The 21,924-nt window shown below is 72.8% G+C and carries 16 protein-coding genes; 9 read left to right on the top strand and 7 right to left on the bottom strand.

The annotated features are described in order from the left end of the window. The first annotated feature begins 51 nt into the window (after positions 1-51). The 6 genes from KBX63_RS18535 to KBX63_RS35280 all read left to right on the top strand — a co-directional run bounded on the left by KBX63_RS18535 (position 52) and on the right by KBX63_RS35280 (position 6,394). Complete coding sequence (locus KBX63_RS18535) at positions 52-822, top strand: redox-sensing transcriptional repressor Rex (protein ID WP_210912489.1); 771 nt, start codon at positions 52-54, stop codon at positions 820-822. Continuing rightward, positions 819-2,216: a glutamyl-tRNA reductase gene (locus KBX63_RS18530; RefSeq protein ID WP_210912488.1), complete on the top strand. Its 1,398-nt coding sequence runs from the start codon at positions 819-821 to the stop codon at positions 2,214-2,216. The genes KBX63_RS18535 and KBX63_RS18530 overlap by 4 nt, the downstream gene beginning before the upstream one ends. After that, positions 2,213-3,181, top strand: a complete 969-nt coding sequence (gene hemC, locus KBX63_RS18525; protein ID WP_210912487.1) for a hydroxymethylbilane synthase — start codon at positions 2,213-2,215, stop codon at positions 3,179-3,181. The genes KBX63_RS18530 and hemC overlap by 4 nt, the downstream gene beginning before the upstream one ends. Then, complete coding sequence (locus KBX63_RS18520) at positions 3,178-4,758, top strand: uroporphyrinogen-III synthase (RefSeq protein WP_210912486.1); 1,581 nt, start codon at positions 3,178-3,180, stop codon at positions 4,756-4,758. Before hemC ends, KBX63_RS18520 begins: the two co-directional genes overlap by 4 nt. A gap of 21 nt (positions 4,759-4,779) precedes the next feature. After that, positions 4,780-5,763, top strand: a complete 984-nt coding sequence (gene hemB, locus KBX63_RS18515; protein WP_210912485.1) for a porphobilinogen synthase — start codon at positions 4,780-4,782, stop codon at positions 5,761-5,763. 388 nt (positions 5,764-6,151) lie between these two features. Next, the gene (locus tag KBX63_RS35280; protein WP_247662690.1) at positions 6,152-6,394 is read left to right on the top strand and encodes a hypothetical protein; all 243 of its coding nucleotides are present in this window, start codon (positions 6,152-6,154) and stop codon (positions 6,392-6,394) included. Positions 6,395-6,479: 85 nt separating this feature from the next. Here KBX63_RS35280 and KBX63_RS18505 read toward each other — a convergent pair whose 3' ends face one another. The 3 genes from KBX63_RS18505 to KBX63_RS18495 form a co-directional block, all read right to left on the bottom strand. Further along, complete coding sequence (locus KBX63_RS18505; RefSeq protein WP_210912484.1) at positions 6,480-9,758, bottom strand: lamin tail domain-containing protein; 3,279 nt, start codon at positions 9,756-9,758, stop codon at positions 6,480-6,482. Positions 9,759-9,851: 93 nt separating this feature from the next. Continuing rightward, entirely contained in the window at positions 9,852-10,868 is a 1,017-nt protein-coding gene (locus tag KBX63_RS18500; RefSeq protein WP_210912579.1) for a GNAT family N-acetyltransferase, read from the bottom strand. 72 nt (positions 10,869-10,940) lie between these two features. Then, positions 10,941-12,440: a lytic transglycosylase domain-containing protein gene (locus KBX63_RS18495; protein ID WP_210912483.1), complete on the bottom strand. Its 1,500-nt coding sequence runs from the start codon at positions 12,438-12,440 to the stop codon at positions 10,941-10,943. 37 nt (positions 12,441-12,477) lie between these two features. On the opposite strand from KBX63_RS18495, the gene KBX63_RS18490 reads away from it, so the two are divergent. Further along, the gene (locus KBX63_RS18490) at positions 12,478-12,690 is read left to right on the top strand and encodes a zinc ribbon domain-containing protein (RefSeq protein WP_210912482.1); all 213 of its coding nucleotides are present in this window, start codon (positions 12,478-12,480) and stop codon (positions 12,688-12,690) included. Between the two features lie 152 nt (positions 12,691-12,842). Then, positions 12,843-15,683, top strand: coding sequence for an adenylate/guanylate cyclase domain-containing protein (locus KBX63_RS18485; protein ID WP_210912481.1), 2,841 nt, complete (start codon positions 12,843-12,845; stop codon positions 15,681-15,683). A 96-nt stretch (positions 15,684-15,779) separates the two neighbouring features. Here KBX63_RS18485 and KBX63_RS18480 read toward each other — a convergent pair whose 3' ends face one another. Beyond that, on the bottom strand, positions 15,780-16,316 hold the full coding sequence (locus KBX63_RS18480) for a phospholipase (protein WP_210912480.1): 537 nt from the start codon (positions 16,314-16,316) through the stop codon (positions 15,780-15,782). Positions 16,317-16,503: 187 nt separating this feature from the next. Next, on the bottom strand, positions 16,504-18,165 hold the full coding sequence (locus KBX63_RS18475; protein WP_210912479.1) for a glycoside hydrolase family 10 protein: 1,662 nt from the start codon (positions 18,163-18,165) through the stop codon (positions 16,504-16,506). 305 nt (positions 18,166-18,470) lie between these two features. Here KBX63_RS18475 and KBX63_RS18470 point away from each other — a divergent pair, with 305 nt between their 5' ends. Beyond that, positions 18,471-19,973, top strand: a complete 1,503-nt coding sequence (locus KBX63_RS18470) for an amino acid permease (protein ID WP_210912478.1) — start codon at positions 18,471-18,473, stop codon at positions 19,971-19,973. A gap of 62 nt (positions 19,974-20,035) precedes the next feature. On the opposite strand, the gene KBX63_RS18465 is transcribed toward KBX63_RS18470, so the two are convergent. Both KBX63_RS18465 and KBX63_RS18460 read right to left on the bottom strand, forming a co-directional pair. Next, a complete protein-coding gene (locus tag KBX63_RS18465; RefSeq protein ID WP_210912477.1) occupies positions 20,036-21,061 on the bottom strand; it encodes a glycoside hydrolase family 43 protein in 1,026 nt (341 codons plus the stop codon). After that, positions 21,058-21,915, bottom strand: coding sequence for a carbohydrate ABC transporter permease (locus tag KBX63_RS18460; RefSeq protein WP_210912476.1), 858 nt, complete (start codon positions 21,913-21,915; stop codon positions 21,058-21,060). The genes KBX63_RS18465 and KBX63_RS18460 overlap by 4 nt, the downstream gene beginning before the upstream one ends. Between the last annotated feature and the right edge of the window lie 9 nt (positions 21,916-21,924).

The raw sequence follows: 21,924 nt of genomic DNA, 5'->3' as shown, positions 1-21,924 counted from the left end.
ATAAGCGGCCGACCAGCGGAGTTGGCCGAGGATCGCACCGCACGGAGTCTCATGAGTCAGCATCGTCACCCAGGCGCGCCCGGCCGCGCCGGTGCCGTACCGGTGCTCCCGGACCTGCCCGAGGCGACCGTCGCGCGGCTCCCGGAGTACCTGCGCGCGCTGCACAACCTCGCCGACGCCGGCCACGAGACCGTCTCCAGCGAGGGCCTGTCCGCCGCCGCCGGGGTCAACTCCGCCAAGCTCCGCAAGGACCTCTCCCACCTCGGCTCGTACGGCACGCGGGGCGTCGGCTACGACGTCGCGCTGCTGATCGAGCAGATCGAGTACGTGCTCGGGCTCACCCAGCGCAGGGCGGTCGCCCTGGTCGGCGTGGGTAATCTCGGTCACGCCCTGGCCGGTTACGACGGCTTCGCCAGCCGGGGCTTCCGGATCGCCGCACTGCTCGACGCCGATCCGTCCCGGGTCGGCGAAGAGATCAACGGCCTGGTGGTCCGGCATGTCGACGAGCTGCCGGCGGTCGCCGCGGAGGAGTCCATCGCGATCGGTGTGATCGCCACCCCGGCCGGCGCCGCCCAGCGGGTCGCCGACCAGCTGGTCGCGGTCGGCGTGACGAGCATCCTCAACTTCGCGCCGTGCGTACTCTCGGTTCCGGAGGGGGTCGACGTGCGCAAGGTCGACCTCGCCATCGAGCTGCAGATTCTGTCCTTCCACGAGCACCGCAAGGCGTCACTGACCGCGCTTCCCGCCACCGGCGGGTCCGCTCTCACCGCCCTGCCCGGCGGGCTCGCGGCCACCGACACCCAGGAGGCGATCGGCACGTGAAACTGCTCGTCGTCGGCGCGTCCTACCGGACCGCCCCGGTCGCCACGCTGGAGCAACTGGCCGTGCCTCCCGCGGACCTCACCCGCACCCTGGACCGCCTGGTCGCCCAGCCGTACGTGGCCGAGGCGGTGCTCGTCTCCACCTGCAACCGGGTGGAGGTCTACGCCGCCGTGTCCGGTTTCCACGGCGGGCTCGGTGACATCTGCGCCGTCCTGGCCGAGCAGGCCGGAAACTCGCCGGCGGCGCTCGCCAGCCACCTGTACGTGCACTACGACGCCGCCGCCGTGGACCACGTCTTCCGGGTCGCCACCGGGCTGGACTCGATGGTGGTCGGCGAGGCGCAGATCCTCGGGCAGTTGCGCGACGCGTACCACTGGGCCACCGGCGCGGACTCGGCCGGCCGGCTGCTGCACGAGCTGATGCAGCAGGCGCTGCGGGTCGGCAAGCGGGCCCACGCCGAGACCGGCATCGACCGGGCCGGCCAGAGCGTGGTCACGGCCGCGCTGGAGCTGGCCGCCGGGCACCTCGACGGTGATCTCGCCGGCCGCCCGGCCCTGGTTGTCGGGGCCGGCGCGATGGGCTCGCTCGGGGTGGCCACGCTGTCCCGGCTGGGTGCCGGGCCGCTCACCGTCACCAACCGGGGCGCCGACCGGGCCGTGCGGCTCGCCGAGTCGTACGGGGCGGGCGCCGTGCCGATGGTCGAGCTGGCCGACACGCTCTCCACAGTGGACATCGTAGTGGCCGCCACCGCCTCCACCGAACCGGTCCTCACCCGAGCGGTGGTCGGCGCGGCGCTGGCCGAGCGGGCCCCGGCCCGGGGCCCGCTGGTCCTGCTCGACCTCGCCGTCCCGCGCGACGTCGAGGAGGGCGTCGCCGACCTCTCCGGCGTCGAGGTGATCGACATCGACCGGATGGCGGCGCTGCTCGCCGACGGTCCGGCCGCCGCGGACGCCGCCGCCGTCGAGCGGATCGTGCTCGGCGAGGTGGAGAGCTTCCTCTCCTGGCTGCGCGGCGCCGATGTGGCGCCCACCGTGGCCGCGCTACGCGGCCGGGCCGACGACGTGGTCACCGCCGAGCTGCGCCGGCTGGCCCAGCGCCGCCCCGACCTCGGTGACGACCTGCGGGCCGAGGTGGCCCGCACGGTGCACCGCGTGGTGCAGCGGCTGCTGCACCAGCCCACCGTCAAGGTCCGCCAGCTGGCCGCGGAGCCCGGCGGCGACCAGTACGCGGCCCTGCTGCGCGAGCTGTTCGACCTCCAGGTGCCGCAGACCTCGCCGGTGGACACCGTCCCCGACGTGCTGGCCCCCGACCTCGGTGCGGCGTTCACCGGCACCGATCCGCTGTTCGGCGCGGACTCCACCGACCCGACCCCGCCCACCGGAGGTGCGCGATGACCGCCCCCCTACGCCTCGGCACCCGGGGCAGCGCCCTGGCGATGGCCCAGTCCGGCCAGGTCGCCGAGGCGTTGACCGCCGCCACCGGCCGTCCGGTCGAGCTGGTCGAGGTGATCACCGCTGGCGACCGTTCCAGCGCGCCGGTGCACCGGCTCGGCGTCGGGGTGTTCGTCTCCGCGCTGCGTGACGCGTTGGCCGCCCGGACCATCGACTTCGCGGTGCACTCCTACAAGGATCTCCCCACGGCCGCCGCCGGCGGGCTGCACATCGCGGCGGTACCGGCCCGGCAGGACCCACGCGACGCGTTGATCGCCCGGGATGCCCGGATGCTCACCGAGCTGCCGCCCGGGGCCACCGTGGGCACCGGCGCGCTGCGTCGGATCGCCCAGCTGCACGCGCTCGGCCTGCAGCTGGAGGTCACCCCCATCCGGGGCAACGTGGACACCCGCCTGGCGCGGGTGCTCGGCCCCGAGGCCGACCTCGACGCCGTCGTGCTGGCCCGGGCCGGGCTGGCCCGACTGGGCCGGGCCGACGTGATCACCGAGACGCTGGACCCGATGCTGATGCTGCCCGCGCCCGCCCAGGGTGCGCTGGCCGTGGAGTGCCGGGTCGACGACCAGGACCTGGTCGAGCTGCTCGCGGTGCTCGACCACGCACCGTCGCACGCCGCCGTCACCGCGGAGCGCGCGTTGCTGGCCACCCTGGAGGCCGGGTGCAGCGCACCCGTCGCCGCCTATGCGGAACTCGCCGAAGGTGACGCCGGCGATGAGATCTACCTGCGCGGGGCGGTGATCAGCCCGGACGGCACTCGTGACCTCCGGCTGTCCCGCACCGGAACGCCCGCCGACGCGGCGGAGATCGGTAAGGCACTCGCCGCCGAACTCCTCGACCTCGGCGCCGACTCGATCCTCGGCCACGAAGGACACACCGGCTCGGGGACCCAGCAATTTGGGAGCACAGAATGACCCGCACCCGTAAGCCCGTCGGCCGTATCGCGTTCGTCGGGGCTGGCCCCGGCGACCCGGGCCTGCTGACCCGTCGGGCGCACGACGCCCTGGTCGACGCCGACCAGGTGATCTACGACCGGGGAGTCCCGGAGTCGTTGCTCGCCGTCGTACGCGCCGAGGCCAGGGACGACGCCGAGTTCACCCCGGCCGAAGGCGCGCCGGGGGACGTGGCGAAGGTGCTGATCTCCGCGGCCCGGTCCGGGCTGAACGCGGTGCACCTGGTCGCCGGCGACCCGTTCGGCCACGACTCGGTGGTCAAGGAGGTGCAGGCGGTGGCCCGCACCGCCGCTCACTTCGAGGTGGTGCCCGGGGTCGGTCAGGCCGAGGGCGTGGCCACCTACGCGGGGGTCCCGTTGCCGGGCGTGCGTACCGCCGCCGACGTCGAGGACGTCAGCGCGCTGGACTTCGAGGCGCTGGCCGCAGCCGTCGGCCGGGGCTCGCTCGCCGTCGCCGTGGACGCCGGTGACCTCGCCGCCGTCCGGGACGGGTTGCTGGCCGCCGGGGTCGACGGCACGACCGGCGTCGGGGTGACCGGCGACGGCACCGGCGAGACCCAGTACACGACCACGTCGACCGTCGACAGCTTCGTGGCCGCCGCGCTCGGCTTCACCGGCCGGGTGGTGCTCACCGTCGGCGCCGGCGTGGGCCAGCGGGACAAGCTGAGCTGGTGGGAGAACCGCCCGCTGTACGGCTGGAAGGTGCTGGTACCGCGGACCAAGGAGCAGGCCGGCGTGATGAGCGCCCGGCTGCGCGCGTACGGGGCGATCCCGTGCGAGGTGCCGACCATCGCGGTCGAGCCGCCGCGTACCCCGGCGCAGATGGAGCGGGCGGTCAAGGGCCTGGTCGACGGCCGCTACGCCTGGGTCATCTTCACCTCCGTGAACGCGGTCCGCGCGGTCTGGGAGAAGTTCGCCGAGCACGGGCTGGACGCCCGGCACTTCGGTGGCGTCAAGATCGCCTGCATCGGTGAGGCGACGGCGGACGCGGTTCGCGCGTTCGGCATCCAGCCGGAGCTGATCCCCGCCGGGGAACAGTCCTCCGAGGGGCTGCTGGCCGAGTTCTCGCCGCACGACGAGATCCTCGACCCGGTGGGCCGGGTGCTGCTGCCGCGCGCCGACATCGCCACCGAGACGCTCGCCGCCGGGCTCACCGAGCGCGGCTGGGAGGTCGACGACGTCACCGCGTACCGGACGGTCCGGGCCGCGCCGCCGCCGGCCGAGATCCGGGACGCGATCAAGTCGGGCGGGTTCGACGCGGTGCTCTTCACCTCGTCCTCCACGGTGCGGAACCTGGTCGGCATCGCGGGGAAGCCGCACGCGCGTACCGTTGTTGCCGTCATCGGGCCCAAGACGGCGGAGACCGCGACGGAGTTCGGGCTGCGGGTCGACGTCCAGCCGCCGCACGCCTCGGTGCCCGACCTGGTGGAGGCGCTCGCCGCCTACGCCGTCGAGCTGCGCGAGAAGCTCGCCGCCATGCCGGCGAAGCAGCGTCGCGGCTCGAAGGTGCAGGGGCCGACCGCCCTGCGCTTCCGGTAGTCGTCTTCAGGAGGGGCTCCCATGTCGTACCCCGAGATCCGGCCCCGCCGGCTCCGCCGCACCCCGGCGATCCGCCGGCTGGTCTCCGAGACGCGGGTCGACCCGGCCGAGCTGATCGTGCCGATGTTCGTCAAGGAGGGGCTGACCGAGCCCCGGGCCATCGCGTCGCTCCCGGGGGTGCTCCAGCACTCCCGGGACTCGCTACGCAAGGCGGCGGTCGAGGCGGTCCAGGCCGGTGTCGGCGGGATCATGCTCTTCGGTGTGCCGGAGCATCGGGACCCGACCGGGTCCGGTGGCATCGACCCGAACGGCATCCTGAACGTCGCCATCCGGGACGTGGTGACCGAGGTGGGCGACGCCACGGTGGTGATGAGCGACCTGTGCCTGGACGAGTTCACCTCGCACGGGCACTGCGGGCTGCTCACCCCCGGCGGCGACGTGGACAACGACGCCACCCTGGACGCGTACGCCGAGATGGCGGTGGCCCAGGCCGCCGCCGGGGTCGACGTGGTCGGACCGTCCGGGATGATGGACGGCCAGGTCGGCGTGGCACGCCGGGCGCTCGACGCGGCCGGGCACACCGACGTGGCGGTGCTGGCGTACGCCGTGAAGTACGCCTCGGCCTTCTACGGCCCGTTCCGGGACGCGGTGGAGTCGGCGCTGGAGGGTGACCGGCGCACCTACCAGCAGGACCCGGCCAACCTGCGCGAGTCGCTGCGCGAGGTGGCGCTGGATGTCGCCGAGGGCGCCGACATGGTGATGGTCAAGCCGGCGCTGCCCTACCTCGACGTGGTGTCGGCGGTGCGGGCCGCGGTGGATGTCCCGGTCGCCGCCTACCAGGTCTCCGGTGAGTACGCGATGGTCGAGGCGGCCGCCGCGAACGGCTGGATCGACCGGGAGCGGGTGATGCTGGAGACGCTCACCTCGATCAAGCGGGCCGGCGCACAGATCATCCTCACCTACTGGGCCGTCGAGGCCGCCGGACTGCTCCGCCAGCGCTACTGAGCGGCCCGTAGCAGGCCGCACAGTCGGAGCCGGGGCCGCGGTAGCCGCTTGGGGGCAGCCCCACCACTCGCTCGGGGAGACCTGATACCCCTTCGCAAAGGGCGGCAACTACGCCCCCGCCCCCTCGCCCACGTCGGGTATCCACAGGTTTATCCACAGGTATTGAGCCTGGGTGACACTACGGGGACTGTGGTCGAATGGCGTCGGCGCTCGATCCTCCTCCTCCCACCGGTCCCACCGTCGGTCGGTTTCCCATTGCTGGTCTCGTCCGCCGGGCACGTCGGATCGTCCGGCTGAGCAAGCACCAGATGGCCCGCTTCGCCAAGGTTTCGCCATCGACGGTGGGGCGGGTCGAAGCGGGCAGCCTGATCCCCAGCTGGTCCAGCCGATGGCCGACCGGGAGGATGTCCACGACGGTGCTGGCCGTCGCTACCCCTCACACCTGGACACCATCCTCGACCCCGAGCCGGGGGAGTGGTGGGGGGACATCTACGGGCTGGCCCGACCGCCCGAGACCTATCACCGAAGCTCGGCGGATCGGGAGGCGCGGCGACGGCGTAGCCAGTGGGAGGTACGGGTCGCGAAACACCGCCACCTGCCACCCCCACCGATCGTCCACGACTACCACTGACGCCACCGACGGCGGCGGCAACGACAGCGGCCCGCCGTCCGAGCGTGAACCTGGAAGACGGGCCGCTGACACGGCGCCCGGAGGATCAGTCGTCGTTCGTGATGGTGCCTGTTCCGAGCGGGTCGGCCAGCCGCAGGCCGGGCACGCCGGCCACCACCAGCGTCAGCTTCTCGTCCGCCTCCCGCTTCCGGTCACCGCGCACCGTGACCGGGAAGGCCACTGAGGTCTGCCCGGCGGACAGGGTGCGGCAGCCGGCGTACGGGTCGAAGTCCGAGCCGGCCTGCGCCGTACCCCCGAGGGTGGCGGCGCAGAGCAGCACCGGCCGGGACAGCGGCCGGGACACGGTGGCGGTGAAGGTGAGCTGGCGCGTGCCCTTGTCGCCCTCGACCACCGTCGTGTCGGCGACGGTCAGCGACGCGCGGGACCGGAACCGGGCCACCTGCGGGTCGTGGTCGCTGGACCCCCGCGACCCGTCGCCGCTGAACTCGGCCGGCCAGTCGGCATTGATGTGCGCCGCCCGCACCTGCACCAGGTCGCCGTAGAGCGCGTCGTTGACGAACAGGTGGTCGAGCGTCTGCGCCTGCCCCTCGAAGCTGTACGAGTAGGCGGAGGCCGGCACGTCCGCGACGAGGTTGTCCCACAGGTTGTGCAGGCCCGCCTCGTACAGCGGGGCGAGCTGGTCCGACGGCGTGGGCTGGTCGCCGGTGGCGATCGGATCGTCCGGGCGGGGGAAGACGTTCAGGTCCCCGCCGTAGACCACCCGGGCGGTCTGGTCGGCCGCCTCGATCGCGGTGACGATCGCCGCGCCGTAACGCGCCTGCTCCCGCCGCTGCCCGACCCGGCTGTCCGGGCCGGAGGAGTAGTGGTTGCTGAGCGCGTACAGGGTGAACCGCTCGGTCGAGCCGGGCGTCGCGGCCACGCTGAACCTGCCCAGCTGGGGAGCCCGGGTGAAGACGTTGTTACCGTCCCGGCCCGTCGAGGTGTCCACGTCGGACGGCAGCACCGCGTTGAGCGCCTTCGGGTTCTGCACGTCGGCGTTGGCCGGCAGACCCGGAGCCCGGTACTGGACGGTCGGCGCCGAACCCAGCAGCGGGTCGGTCGCCGTCGCGGCCGCCAGCGACACCCGGTCGGTGCGGTACAGGAAGGCGGCGGTGATGCCGCGGGCGTCCGCGCCGGTCCGGTCGTAGGCGGCGGCGTACGTGGGCCCACCGGCCGCCGCCACCGTGAGCGCCAACTCCTGGATGCTGTCCGGAGCGCCATCGGCGTTGTTGGTGTCGCCGCAGCTCAGCGCAGCCCCGGAGACCGTGCAGATGTCCTGGTCCTCGGCCTCCTGCACCAGGATCAGGTCCGGTGCGTGCAGGTCCTTGACGATCTGGTCGGCGAGCGCGGCCAGCTGCTCGCGGTACTCCGCCTCGCTGCCCGGGACGTAGTCGAAGGGCGGGCTGACCCCGGTGCAGCCGGCGTTGCCGGCGAAGTCGCAGCCGTCGAAGGGGTCGTCGCGGTAGTCGTACAGGTTCTCCACGTTGTAGGTGGCCACAGCCACCTCCTGCGACCGGTCCGCCGGCTTCGGCGGGTTGTTCTTCGACGGGTCGGCCCCGGCGGCGAACTCCGCCCGCTCGACCTGGACGCCGTACTTCTCGAACGAGTAGTAGACGCCGCCCACCGCGTCGGTGCGCAGCGTGTCGAAGGTGTGCGCCGGCGGGAGCAGCGCGGTGCTGTCCCCGGCGGTGCCCTTCACGCCCATGCTGCCGAGCAGCACCCGCTGGCCGTTGCCGTCGTCGAAGCGGCGGGTCGGGTCGTTGTCCAGCGGGTGGGAGTCCCGGAACACCCGCCGGGCGTACGGGTCGGCGCGGTCCAGCAGCGGGTCGTCCCGGTCGACCACCCACAGCTCGGCGTCGGCCGTGGACGAGAAGACGTCCCGACCGCTCACCGCACCGCTACCCGCGCGGACGCGCAGGCGGGCGCCCTCGTGCCGCTCCCAGAAGCGCTGCGCGTCGGTCAGCTCGGCCGGCGGCGCCGCGTCGGTCACCGCGACCGTGGTGTCCACGGCCAGGCCGGTCGCGATCCGCCGGACCAGCGAGGCGCCGGAGAGCTGGGTGAAGTTGAAGTACTCCGACACCCGGGCCCGGAGCACCACCTCGTCGCTGACCGTCGGCACGTAACCGCCGATCAGTGAGGTGAAGGTGCCCATGAACACGAAGACGCCGTCGGAGCTGGTCGGGTCGCCGTCGGTGTCGCCGGTGCGGCTCTGCAGGAAGAACCCGTGCTGCTCCGCGCCGGCCGAGGTAAGAGCCAGGGTCAGCTGGGTGATCACGCCACGTACGTCGTACAGCGTGCTGCTGGTGCCGTTGCCGCTCGCCGGTGCGAGCGGCGACCGGTCGGCCGGGCCGGACTCGTCGTCGGTGGTCGGGCCCTGCACCTCGCCGACGGTCAGCTCCCGCGTCACCTGCACGACCAGCGCGCAGCTGGCGGTGCCGCCGCCCGCGTCGGTCGCGGTGACCGTGACGGTGTACGCCCCGGCGGCGAGGTCGGCGCTCGCGCCGACCGTGGCACGGGCGGTGCCACCCACCCCTTCGGCCGGGGTGAGCGCGGTGCGCGTGATCGAGCCGGTGGCCGGTGCCGGGCTGACCGCGGTCACCGCCAGGTCGACGATCGTGTCGTCCGGGTCGGTGGCGGTGACCTCGCGGGTCGCCGCCGTGCCCGCGGCGGTGACCATTGGCCCGCCGCAGGTCAGCGCGGCTGGCGCGTCGACCGGGCCACCGCCGTCCACGGTGTGCGTGCCGAGCCCGTCGAAGGTGTCGACCGGGAAGCCGGCCCACTGCACGGCGGGATCGAACGGGTCCGACGGGTCGGTGTCACCGGCGGTCACGGTGGGCAGCCGGCGCAGGGTGTTGTCGGCCGTGCTGGTGGCTCCGGTGCCCCACTCGGTGCCCGGGTCGACGCCCACCTGGCCGATCGAGTCGAGCACGGTGGTGCCCCGGCGCAGCACGATCGCGTCGTCGCCGTTGAACAAGCTCGCCCCGGTCGTCTGGTCGGCCTGGGCGAGGATGGCGGACCCGGCCGAGGCGCTGGCGAACACGAACGCGTCGCCAGCGGCCACCGTCCCGGTCAGCGCGATGGTGGTCGCCGTGCCGGAGCCGTTGAAGAAGAGCTGGAGCTGGTAGCCGCCGGCGCTGAGGTCGACGGCGCCACCGGTGCCGTTGAACAGCTCGATCGCCTTGTTGTTCGACGAACCTTCGACGTACTCCGAGATGAACAGGTCGGTTGGCGCGGCGCTGGCCGCGGTGGGTGCGACGCCGAGGGCCGTGACGGTCACGGCGACGGTGGCGGTCGCGAGCGCGGCGATTGTGCGGCGCGGGCGCATAGGGCCTCCACGATGGGTGGATGGGAGTCAACGCACGTTAAGGTGCCCGGCTGTCCATCGTCCATCCCCCATTGGACACTTTCGTGAATTCCCTCAGCGTGGTGCGTCGACGCGGTGCACCAGCTCGGCGATGTCGACGCTGTATTCGCACCAGTCCCGGTCGGGCCGGTAGCCCAGCTCCGCGTTGACCTTGAGCATCGCCTCGTTGGCCTGGGCGTTCCAGGTCTGCACCTCGGCCAGCGCCGGCTCGGCGGAGCGCAGCTCCAGCAGCATCCGGGCCTTGATCGCCCGATCGATGCCGTAGCCCCGGTGGTCCTGCGCCACGATCGTGTCGTACTGGTCGGCTCGGGTGGGGTGCTGTGCCGGCACCACCACCTCGGTCAGGCCGGCCACCTCGCCGCTCTGCTCGTGCCGAGCCAGCACGATGTACGGCTTCATGCCCCGCCGGTGGAGCGTGTCCAGGCTGTCCCGCAGCCGCTGCGGGTCGTAGGAGCTGGGGCGCAGCTCGCCGTCGTCGACGTCGCGCACCTCCGCCTTGGCCCGCGCGTACGCCTCGATCAGGTCGTCCGGCGGCCCGCCGGGGAAGAACTCCAGGTGGTAGCCCGCCCCGATGCCGGTGGCCATCCCGGCCAGCTCGGTCCAGTCGACCGTGGCGAGGTCGAGCACGCTGCGCGTCTCCACGTACTCCCGGGTGAAACCGAGCGCCTCGTAGAAGCCCACCGCCGGCGTGTCGCCGACCACCTCGACCCCGATCGACCGGAAGCCCTCCTGGTAGACCCGGCGGGCGGCGCGCAGCACCAGGTCGCGGCCGAGCCCGGTGCGCCGCGCGGACGGGTGCACCAGCACCTCGAGCACGCCGATGTCGCCCAGGAGCAGCACGTGGACCTGCCCGAGCACCGCGCCCGGACCGCCTGGGGCGGTCGGCTCGGCCTGGGCGATCCAGGAGATCCGCCGCTCACCTGGCATCACCTCGGCGAGGTATTCCCGCAGGGAGTCCTCCCGCCACGGCGGATCCTGCGGGAGATCGACCGCCAGAACCGCGTTCAGCGTCTCCAGCAGCGACGCGATCTCGGCGGACGACGCGGTCCTGGGGTCCCACTCGCGCACCATCACCCGTCTAGCTTGCCGCTAACAGCTGCCCGGGGGAAGTGTCCAGTTCTCCAATGTATGCGGACGATCACTTCACGTGCGGCTGGCCCGTCCGTACCGGTTCGCGGTGTCGTAGACGTCCTGGGCGTACCGGCGCACGTCGTTGTACGACAGGATCGCGTTCCACCAGTCGCCCGGAATGCTCAGGTTGCGGTTGTTCTTGCACAGGTAGTTTCCCGCCGCCAGGGCGGCGTCGTCCAGGTCGTGCGGGTCCTTGACGCCGTCGTTGTCCGCGTCCGCGCCGATCTCCTGCCAGGTCGTCGGGATGAACTGCATCGGCCCGATCGCACGGTCGAACGAGGTGTCCTGGTCGAGCAGCCCTCGGTCCGTGTCGATGATCCGCATCCGGCCGTCGCGCCCGTCCAGCGGCAGGCCGATGATCTGCGGCAGGGCCTTGCCGTCCTGCCCCAACCGGGCGCCGTTGGCCGCGCCGTGCCCGGACTCGACCTGACCGATCGCGGCCAGCGTGGTCCAGCTCAGCGCACAGCTGCGGTTGGTCTGGGCGAGCACCAGCTCGGCGTAGCCGTACGCCTGCATCGCGGCCGGCGGGACACCGACCTTGGCGCCAACCTGCTGCGCCCAGCCGGCCAGGGCGTCCGAGGGGCGCCCACCGATCACCGGCCCGGTCGGCACGCCGCCGCTGGGGAGTGGCCCGGTCGGCAGCGGGCCGGTGGGAAGGGACCCGGTCGGCAGCGGGCCGGTGGGCACCCCGGACGGCAGCACCGGGGGCGGAACGGCCGCGGTCGGCGTGACGGAGGCGTCGACCGCGACCGGCCGGGACGCGCGGATGGCAGCCGGGACGAGCAGCGCGCCCGCCGCGGCGGTCGCGGCCACCAGGGCGAGCAGGAAGACCCCGGGCAGGGTGAGCCGACCGCTGGGTCGGCGGGCCCAGGCTCGGGTCGCCCGGGCCGCGGTCACCGCCGCCTGGCGTGGCGGCAGGCGAAGCGCGTGCGCGAACGGGACCCGCCGCCGTCGGCCGGGGTCGGACTTCGGAGCGCTGGCAGGGTCGTCCACAGTGGTCGAAGCCTGGCCTGCCGTGGCGGCACCGGCCAGAGGCACCGGCTTCGCATCGCCAGCCGACGTCCCGGCATCCGGCCCGGCCGGCGTGGTCGCCGCGTCCGATCCGGTGGCCGGGCTCGGCGCGGTCAGGTCGCCAGCGGGCGCGTCGGCTTTCGTGTCTCCGGCCGGGGCGTCAGCCTCCGTACCCCCGGCAGGGGAGTCGGCCTTCGTGTCTCCGGCCGGGGCGTCGGCCTTCGTGGCCGCGACGGGGACGTCGGCCTCGGGTGCACCGGCAGGGCTGGCGGCCGCAGGTTCGGGGGCGGTCGGGGCCGCGGGCGCCGTGCCCGTCGGTGGGTTGGGCGCACCGGCGGCCCTGCCGCTCAGCCAGGGCCGGCGGGGGCGGGGCACGGCCCGTGGCACCGGATCCGGCGCGGCCCCCGATCCTTGGAGCGGCCCGTCCAGCGGCGCGGCCGGTCGCAACGGTTGCACACGCGTTTTGTCCTCGCCGTCCGCCACCCGTCGAGTATCACCCATGCCCCGTTGGACGTCAGGTCCACGTACCCTGGTTGCCATGCCCAGGTACGAGTTCCGCTGCCGCGCCTGCGGCGACACGTTCGAGGTCAACCGTCCAATGGCGGCGGCTGGCGCGCCCGCCAGCTGCCCGCAGGGACACGCCGACACGGTCAAGCTGCTCTCCGCGATTGCGATCACCGGCCGGGGCGCGGGTGGCGGGGCCCCGGCGGCCACCGGGGGCGGCTGCTGCGGCGGCGCCTGCGGCTGCTGATCCGGCCAATTCGCGGCCGCTTGGTGGGCCGCCCTTGCCGGGAACGGGTCCGAGTGGCACCTTGAGGCGGCACCTGCCCGGCCGTTCTCACGATGCGTGACCGTTCGGACTCAGGCAGCATGAACCCGACGTCACGGGCGGAGGTTCCACGCATGTCGCCACGGATCCAGCTCCCGAGCGGTTGGGTGACCTTCGTGTTCACCGACATCGAGGGCTCGACCCGGCTGGCCCAGCTGCTCGGCCCGGACTACCGCCCGGTGCTCGCCGAGCACCGACGGCTGCTACGCCGGACGCTGGCGAGCACCGGTGGCGCGGAGCTGCTGACCGAGGGCGACTCGTTCTTCCTGGCCTTCGACGACGCCGCAGCGGCGTTGACCGCCTGCCTGACCGCCCAGCGCGCGCTGGCGAGCCATGACTGGCCGACCGCGGAAGCGGCGCCTCGGGTCCGGATGGGCCTGCACACCGGCTACGCCGAGCCGCGCGACGGGGAGTACGCCAGCCCCGAGGTGCACCGGGCGGCCCGGGTGGCCGCCGCCGCGCACGGCGGGCAGGTGCTCTGTTCGGCGCCCACCGCCCGCCGGGCGGAGCCGCTGCCACCCGGTGCCACCCTGCTCGACCTGGGCCTGCACCGGCTGCGCGGCTTCGACGACCGGGAACGACTGTTCCAGCTGGTCGCGCCCGGACTGGAGCGGCAGTTCCCCCGACCCCGCACCGCCGACGCGGTGGCGCACAACCTGCCGACCCAGGTGACCTCGTTCGTCGGCCGGCAGGCCGAGCGGGCCGAGCTGGGCCGGCTGGTGAAGGAGCACCGGCTGGTCACCGTGCTGGGCGCGGGTGGCGCGGGCAAGACCCGGCTCGCCGTGGAGTTGGCCAGCGGGGTGGTCGAGACGTACCCGGACGGGGTCTGGTTCGTCGACATCGCCGCGGTGACCGACCCGGGGTTGGTGGCGTTCGCCATCGCCGCGGTGCTCGGGCTGCGACCCGAGCCGGGCCGGCCGATGCTGGACACCCTGGTCGAATACGCCGCCGGCCGTCGGATGCTGGTCGTGCTGGACACCTGCGACACGCAGCCTTCCGCCTGCGCGGAGGTCATCTCGCGCCTGCTCTCCGGCGGGGGCGGCGTGCGGGTGCTGGCCACCAGCCGCGAGTCGTTCAGCCTGCCCGGTGAGGTGGTGTGGCGGATCCCGCCGCTCTCGGTCGATCCGGGGGCGGACGGCGCGGCGAGCGACGCGGTGGCGCTGTTGCTGGACCGTACGGCGGCTGCGCGTGGTGGGCGGCAACCGGATCCGGCCGAGTCCGCCGATCTGCGTCGTGTGGTGCAGCGGCTGGACGGTCTGCCGCTGGCCATCGAGCTGGCCGCCGCCCGGTTGCGGGTGCTCTCCGTCGGGCAGCTCGCCGAGCGGCTCGACGACGTGCTCGGCACGCTGGACGCCGGCCGGGAGGACCCGGAGCCGCCGCCGGTGGAGCGGGGCTGGTCGGGTAACCAGCAGGACACCGTGGACCTGGTGGCCGCGGCGGCCGGCGCGTCGCCGCCCACCCCGGCGAGCAGGGCGGTGCAGCGCTCGGCCACCGAACGGCACCTGACCATGCAGGCCACCGTCACCTGGTCGTACCGCACGTTGGGGCCTCGGGCCGCCCGGCTGCTGCGCTGGCTGGCCGTCTTCGCCGGGCCGGTGGACCTGGCGACGGTGGAGTGGCTGCTGGGTGACGACCCGTTGGATCCGCTGTCGGTGCTGGTGGACAAGTCGATGGTGCTGGCCGAGCCGCGTGCCGCCGGCAGCACGTACCGGATGCTCGACCCGATCCGGGCGTACGCCGCGCGGCGGCTGGCCGAGGCGGGTGAGGAGCAGGCCGCCCGGGACCGGCACGTGGCCTGGTCGGCGCACGCGCTGGAGCGGGCTCACCTGGGCCCGGACGGCCGGCCGGTGACGCTGTCGCTCTACGCCCTCGACCCGCTGGCCGGAGAGCTTCGGGCCGCGCTGCGGTGGTGCACCACCGGCGGCAGCGCGCGCGCCGGCCTCCGCCTGGCCGGCGGCCTGGACCAGTGGTGGCGTGAGCGTGGGCTGGCCCGGGAGGGGCGGCTCTGGCTGTTCCGGCTGTACGGGCGGATCGCCGAGACCGGGGAGCGGATCCCGGAGGCTGAGCTGGCGGCGGCGTACCACATGCATTCGCTGCACGCCGGCGCGGACGGCGAGTTCGCCGAGGAGCTGCGCTTCTCCCAGCGGGCGGAGGCGGCCGCCCGGCAGGCCGGTGACGCTGGTCTGCTGGCCCGGGTACTCGCCGGGCGGGCCGCGCCGCTGGTCGACATGGGACAGTTCGTCGAGGCCGAACGGGTGTGCCGGGAGGTCATCGACTGGGCGCACGGGCAGGACGTGGTCGGCGAGGCGCTGTTCGCGGTGTTCAGCCTGGCTGAGCTGCTGTGGCGAAGGGGCGCGCTGGAGGAGGCGGCGGACCTGCTGGGTGCGGTCCGTCCGGTGGAGGCGGCCCGGCCGGTGGAGCGGGGCCGACGCTCGGTGGACATGCTGCTCGGCATGGTCGCGCTGGCCCGGGAGGACGTGATCGCAGCGCACGAGCACCTGCTGGTGGCGCTGCGCTCCCGGATGGGCCACGGCTACCACGGCCGGGCGTGCGACACGTTGAACGCGATCGCGGTGCGCTGCGCGGCCGGTGGGGACCGGTTGACTGCCGCCCGGCTGTTCGGGGCGGCGCAGGCCACCCGGGCCAGTATGCGATCCACACCGGGCATCTACGGCGGCTACTGGGACGACCAGCAGGCGGAGCTGCGTGGGGTACTGGGTGACGCGGCCTTCGACGACGCGTACGGAGAGGGCGCCGAGCTGGGGTTGGACGAGGCGGCGGCGCTGGCGTTGGACGTGGAGCACCCGGACCTGGCAGCGGATTCGACCCGGTTCAGCACCGGGCTGTCCCGGCCTGGGCCGCGCCGTCCCGCCAACCCGGACCGGCACCCGGCCACCAGGACCGAACGGGCCTGAGCCCACAGCCTTGTTGATCAAGAGGTTCGCGTCAGGAAGCGGGCTTCCGATGACCGGAACCTCTTGATCAACGCGGCCAGGGGCCAGGGGCTGGGATTAGCTTGCGGCCGCTCGGCGCTCGGCGTCGGCCTTCATTCGGGCGGCACGGTCGATGTCGGCCTGCTGCACGGCCGCCACCGAACCGAAGATGCTGACCGCCTGGTAGTAGGTCCAGGCCAGGCTGAGGCAGGCGGGCCGGACCACCGCGTTGTACGTGGCGCAGACCCGCTTCAGGTCCGCGTAGAAGGCGCTGTCGAGCCGGGACTTGTTGGCGGAGAACTGACCGACCGACTTGTAGTTGCGGTAGCCGAAGTCGTGCCGGTAGCAGCCCAGGTTGAAGGTGAACCCGAGCGGGTTGTCGGGGCTCGACGAGCAGTAGTCGGTGGACCAGTTGAAGTTGTACTCAGCCCAGGGAGCCCGGTTGACCCGGGCGCTGTTCCAGGAGTTGTAGCTGCTCGCGCTGGTCTGGGTCCAGCTGGAGAGCACCGAGAGTCGCTGCTGGGGGGTGACGGCGGCGGCGGGGGAGGCGATGGCGAGGGTGGCGAGCAGCGCGAGCGCGCCCGAGGCGAGCAGGGTGGCGAGACGTCGGGGCACGGGTTACCTCCGCGGGGGTGAGCGGGCGGGGCGGTAAGTTACCGGCGGGTTACCGGATGTCGATCAGTGTCAATCAACTGATCAACTCATCGGTATGTCTCTCGCCAACTATTGGTTACATACGTTGAAACAGACGAATGCCCCGGGTGCTCGGTGGCACCCGGGGCATCCGGCGAGGGTCGTACGGTCAGCGCAGGACGAAGGCCGGCGGGCTGACCCGGCTCTCGTTGGCCAACCGGTCCAGCGCGGTCATCTGGTAGGTGTACCGCCGGCCGGGCTCGGCCGAGGTGTCCACCCAGGACTGCGTCCCACCGGCCGTGGCACGGACGGTGTCGACCAGGTGCGCGGCGTCCGCGGTGCCGCATCGACTGGGCAGCGTGGTGCCGTCGAACCGGTAGATCGCGTACGAGGTGGCAGTGCCGAACGGCCCGACGCCGTCGGCCGGCTGACGCCAGGTCAGCCGCACTCCGTCGGCCTCCCGGGCGGCCTTGGTGACCACCGGGAAGAGCAGCGGCATGGCCGGCAGGTGCGGCATGGCCGGCACCAGCGCCGGGCGCGAGTAGTGCTCGGCGGCGTAGATGTCGGTGGCGCCGAGCCGGTTGGCCCGCACCTGGACGGCGGAGAAGTGCACGTTGCCCTGCACCTCCGGGTACGCCCGGTTGAGCGTCAGATGGTCGGACAGTTCCCGCGGGTTCTGCCAGAACGGCCCGTACGCCGGCTCGCCGCTCTTGTAGTCGGCCTGGCCGATGTAGAGCTGGACGCGGGTGCCGCGCACCGTCTCGGCCCACCACGGCACCAGCCGGGCGTAGTCGGCCGCCGGGTACTGGCCGATGTACCAGTAGAGCTGCGGCACCACGTAGTCGATCCACTCCTGCTTGACCCACTTGCGGGTGTCGGCGGAGATGATGTCGTACGACTGGCTGCCGGTGGTGTCCGAGCCGAGCGGGTCGGCCGCCTTGTTGCGCCAGATGCCGAACGGGCTGACCCCGAACTTCACCCACGGCTTCGCGGCCTTGATCCTGCCGTTCATCTCCTGGATCAGCAGGTTGATGTTGTCCCGCCGCCAGTCCGCCCGGTCGGTGAAGCCCCGGTTGTACGCCGCGAAGGTGGCGTCGTCCGGCACCTGGTGGGTGCCGCTGGGGTAGGGGTAGAAGTAGTCGTCGAAGTGCACGCCGTCGATGTCGTACCGGCTGACCGCGTCCATCATCGCGGTCTGCACGAACTCGCGGACCTCCGGGATGCCGGGGTTGTAGTAGAGCCGGCTGCCGGCCACACCGGCCGGCGGGTAGGCGAAGGTCCAGTCCGGATGCTGCCGGGCCGGGTGGCCGGGAGCGAGCTGGGTGAGATCCGCGCCGGCTCCGCCGGGAGCCGGCATGGAGACGCGGTACGGGTTGAACCAGGCGTGGAACTCCAGGTTGCGCCGGTGCGCCTCGTCGACCAGGAAGGCCAGCGGATCCCAGCCCGGGTCCTGGCCGCGTACTCCGGTCAGGTACTCCGACCAGGGCTCGTACGGCGACGGCCAGAGCGCGTCGGCGGTCGGGCGGACCTGCACCACGACGGCGTTGTGGTTCAGCCGCTCGGCGAGGTCGAGCAGGCCGCGGTACTCGGCCTGCTGGGCGGCGACCCGGTCCGGGGCGGTCTGCGAACCCTTGCTGGGCCAGTCGATGTTGACCACCGATGAGATCCACATCGCCCGGAACTGCCGCTTCGGGGTGGCCGGGTCGGTGGTGCAGGTGGCGGTGGAGGCGGTGCCGGCGGCGCCGGGCGCGGCGCTCGCGGGGGTGGCGGTGACGAGCGTGCCGAGCAAGGCTGCGACCAGCCCGGCGGTTCCGAGCCGAGTTGCCTTCATGCGGTGTGTCCCTTCGTTGGGGCTCCCGGGTGTTCAGCGCGGCACTCCCGGCAAGATTCGCCGCTGCCTATCTGCCGCTGGAAGGAAATTTTCACACTCGGGTCGTTATCGCAAGGGTTCGCAGGCGCTGGATTCGGCCGCCGGGTATCGGGTCGTTCCGCGCGTCGATCGTCAGGTTGCACGCCGTGACGAGGATCGCACTCCGCGTGCCGGTTGGTTGGCGCGATTGGCAGCTCGCGCCGCTGGGTAGCAACGCCGGTCACCGGCCGCCACGGTGGTGGTCGCACGGCGGGAGGGGTGAGCGGGTGTCCGTGCTGCGGACCAAACCGATCAAGGACGTGGTAGCCCAGAGCGGGGCGGACGGCACCGACGGCCGACCCGGGCTGAAGAGACGGCTCGGCGCACTCGACCTCACCGGCTTCGGTATCGGCATCGTGATCGGCACCGGCATCTTCACGCTCACCGGCATCGAGGCTCGGGACAGCGCCGGGCCGGGAGTGGTGATCTCCTTCGCCATCGCCGGCGTGGTCGCCCTGCTCGCCGCGCTCTGCTACGCCGAACTGGCCAGCAGCGTGCCGACCGCCGGCAGCGCCTACACCTACGCGTACGCCACGATGGGCGAGATCGTCGCCTGGATCATCGGCTGGGACCTGCTGCTGGAGTTCGCGCTCGGCGCGGCCGTGGTGGCCCGCGGGTGGTCCGGCTACCTGGCCGAGCTGCTCGACCTGCCCACCCGGTGGTTCGGCGAGGAGGGCAGCACGGTCAACGTCGGCGCGATCGCGATCGTGCTGATCCTCGGCATCGTGGCGATCGTCGGCATCCGCGAGTCCGCGCGGATCACCAACCTGCTGGTGCTGGTCAAGGTGGCCATCTGCTTCTTCGTGGTGGTCGCCGGACTCTTCTTCGTCAAGGCCGCCAACCTCAGCCCGTTCATCCCGCCGGCCGAACCCGCCGGAGCCGGCGACGACGGCATCAAGCAGCCGGTCACCCAGGCGCTCTTCGGGCTGGAACCGTCGGTCTTCGGCTTCGTCGGGGTGCTCAGCGCCGCCGCGGTGGTCTTCTTCGCGTACACCGGCTTCGAGGCGGTGGCCAACCTGGGTGAGGAGACCCGCAAGCCGCGCCGGGACCTCACGCTGGGCCTGCTCGGCACGCTGCTGATCTCCACGGTGCTCTACATCGGCGTCTCGCTGGTGGTGGTCGGCATGGTGCCGTACACCGAGATCGACCGCGGCGCCCCGATCGCGTCGGCCTTCGAGGCGGTCGGCGCCGGCTGGGCGGCCGTGCTGGTCTCCATCGCCGCCGTCGCCGGCCTGACCAGCGTCATCCTGGTCGACCTGGTGGCGATGGGTCGGATCGGCTTCGCCATCGCCCGGGACGGGCTGATCCCGCCGTCGATCGCGACGGTGCACCCGCGCTGGGGCACCCCGTACCGGATTTCGGCGATCATGACGGTCGCGGTCGCGCTGCTGGCCGGCCTGTTGCCGCTCTCCGCCCTGGCCGACCTGGTCAGCATCGGCGCGCTCTGCGCGTTCGTGCTGGTCTCGGTCGCGGTGCCGATCCTGCGCCGCAAGCGCCCGGACCTGGACCGACCGTTCCGGGTGCCGTTCTCCCCGGTGCTGCCGATCGTCTCCGCGCTGGCCTGCTTCTACCTGATGCTCAACCTGTCGGTGGAGACCTGGCTGCGGTTCCTGGCCTGGATGCTGCTCGGCGGGCTGATCTACTTCGGCTACGGCCACCGCCGCAACCGGCTGGCCCGGCACGAGCCCGCCGTCGCTCCGGCCCCCCGCGAACCGGCCGCAGACAGCTGACCGGACGTTAGGAAGGGCCCCCTGCAATCGCCCGGCGATTGCAAGGGGCCCTTCCTGGCACGTCACGGACGCGGCTGGGGCTTGCCGTTCGGGCCCCTCACGACCGGCTTGCCGTTCTCCCAGACGACCTCGTCCAGCCAGAGCTGGCGGCCGGGCTCGACGCTGCTCTCCTGGCCGGGCGGCCAGGCGTGGTACAGCAGCCAGGTCCGGCCGTCCTTGACCACCATCGAGGCGTGGCCGGGGCCGGAGGCGGCCTCGTTGCTCTTCAGGATCGGGTTCTCGGCGGCCTTCACGCACGGCCCCGTCGGGCTCTCGCAGACCGCGTAGCCCTCGGCGTACTCGGCCCGGTCGTAGGCGTTCGCCGCGAAGAAGAGGTGCAGGCGGTCGTCCTGGCGGTGGAAGAACGGCCCCTCGACGAGGGTGCCCTCCCACGGCTCGGTCTGCTTGAGCAGCTTCGTCGGCGCCCCGACCAGGGTCAGGCCGTCCTCGGCGAGGCGCTGCGACCAGAGCCAGGTGTCCACCCCGATCGCGTTGCCGTCGTTCTTCCACAGCAGCCAGAGGCTGCCGTCGGTGTCCCGGAACGGGCTGGCGTCGATCGCCCCGCCCAGCTCGGCCTGGCAGATCAGCGGGCCGGCTGAATCGTCCCGGTACGGCCCCCGCGGCGCGCTGGCCACCGCCCGCCCGACGCACTGCCGCCCGGATTCCCGACCGGCGACGGTGTAGTAGAGCAGGAACCGGTCCGGTGCCAGCTGGATCGCCTCCGGCGCCCAGGTCCTGCCGGCGTCCGCCCAGTCCGGCAGGGTCGGCAGGGCGTCCCCGGCCTCGGTCCAGTCGACCAGGTCCGGGGAGGTGAGCACCGGGACGTTGCGGCCCCCGGAGTTGGTGTGGAACAGGTACCAGGTGTCGCCCACCTGGATCGCCTGCGGGTCCGGGGCGTCGGTGCGTACGACCGGGTTGGTGAACATGCTCGGGTCGCTCCCGCTGCTCGTGGGGGTGGGTTCGCTGCCGTCGGTGCAGCCCGCGACGAGCAACGCGGCGGCGATGATGGTCGCCGCCGCGCCGCGTCGCCGCGTGGTCGTGCGGGTCATCCCTTCAGACCGCTGCGCGAGACACCCTGGATGATGTGCCGCTGGGCCAGCACGAAGAGGATCAGCACCGGCAGGCTGGCCAGCACCGCACCCGCCATGATCACCGGGTAGTCGGTGACGTACGAACCCTGGAGCAGGCCCAGGCCCGGCGGCAGGGTGAGCTTGTCCGGGCTGAACAGTACGAAGATCGGCCAGAGGAAGTCGTTCCAGTTGGTGAGGAACGACAGCACGGCCAGAGTGGCCAGCGCCGGCTTGGACAACGGCAGCACCACCCGGAAGAAGATCTGCCACTGGTTGGCGCCGTCGAGTGTGGCGGCCTCCTCCAGCTCGTTGGGGAGCGAGAGGAAGAACTGCCGCAGGAAGAACACCCCGAACGCGCTGGCCGCCCCGGGCACCACGACCACCGCGAGGGTGTCGATCCAGTTGAGCTGGTCGACGATCAGGAAGTTCGGGATGATCAGCGAGGTCGGCGGGATGAACAGCGTCCCGACGATCAACGCGAAACTCACCCCGCGCCCCCGGAACCTCAGCCGAGCCAGCGCGTACGCCGCCATCGAGGCGGTCACCAGCACCAGCAGCGAGTGCAGCGTGGCAGCCAGCATGCTGTTGAGGAACCAGCGCAGCACCGGGTTCGCCGAGTTGTTGAGGATCTGCTCGTAGCCGTAGCCCGCCAGCGGGTTGGGCAGCCAGCTCGGCGGGATCTGCTGGGCGGCGGTGTAGGTCTTCAGCGAGGTGATGACCATCCACACCAGCGGCATCAGGAAGATCAGGGCCAGTGCCAGCAGGGTGGCGTAGAGCACGACCCGGCGCAGCGCGGTGGCCGAACCGCGGGTGGTCGGCGTGGGCGTCGTCATGGCGGTCCC

The organism is Micromonospora sp. U21, assembly GCF_018070045.1.
Lineage (GTDB): Bacteria > Actinomycetota > Actinomycetes > Mycobacteriales > Micromonosporaceae > Micromonospora.
This window is presented reverse-complemented; position numbering and strand designations above follow the sequence as displayed.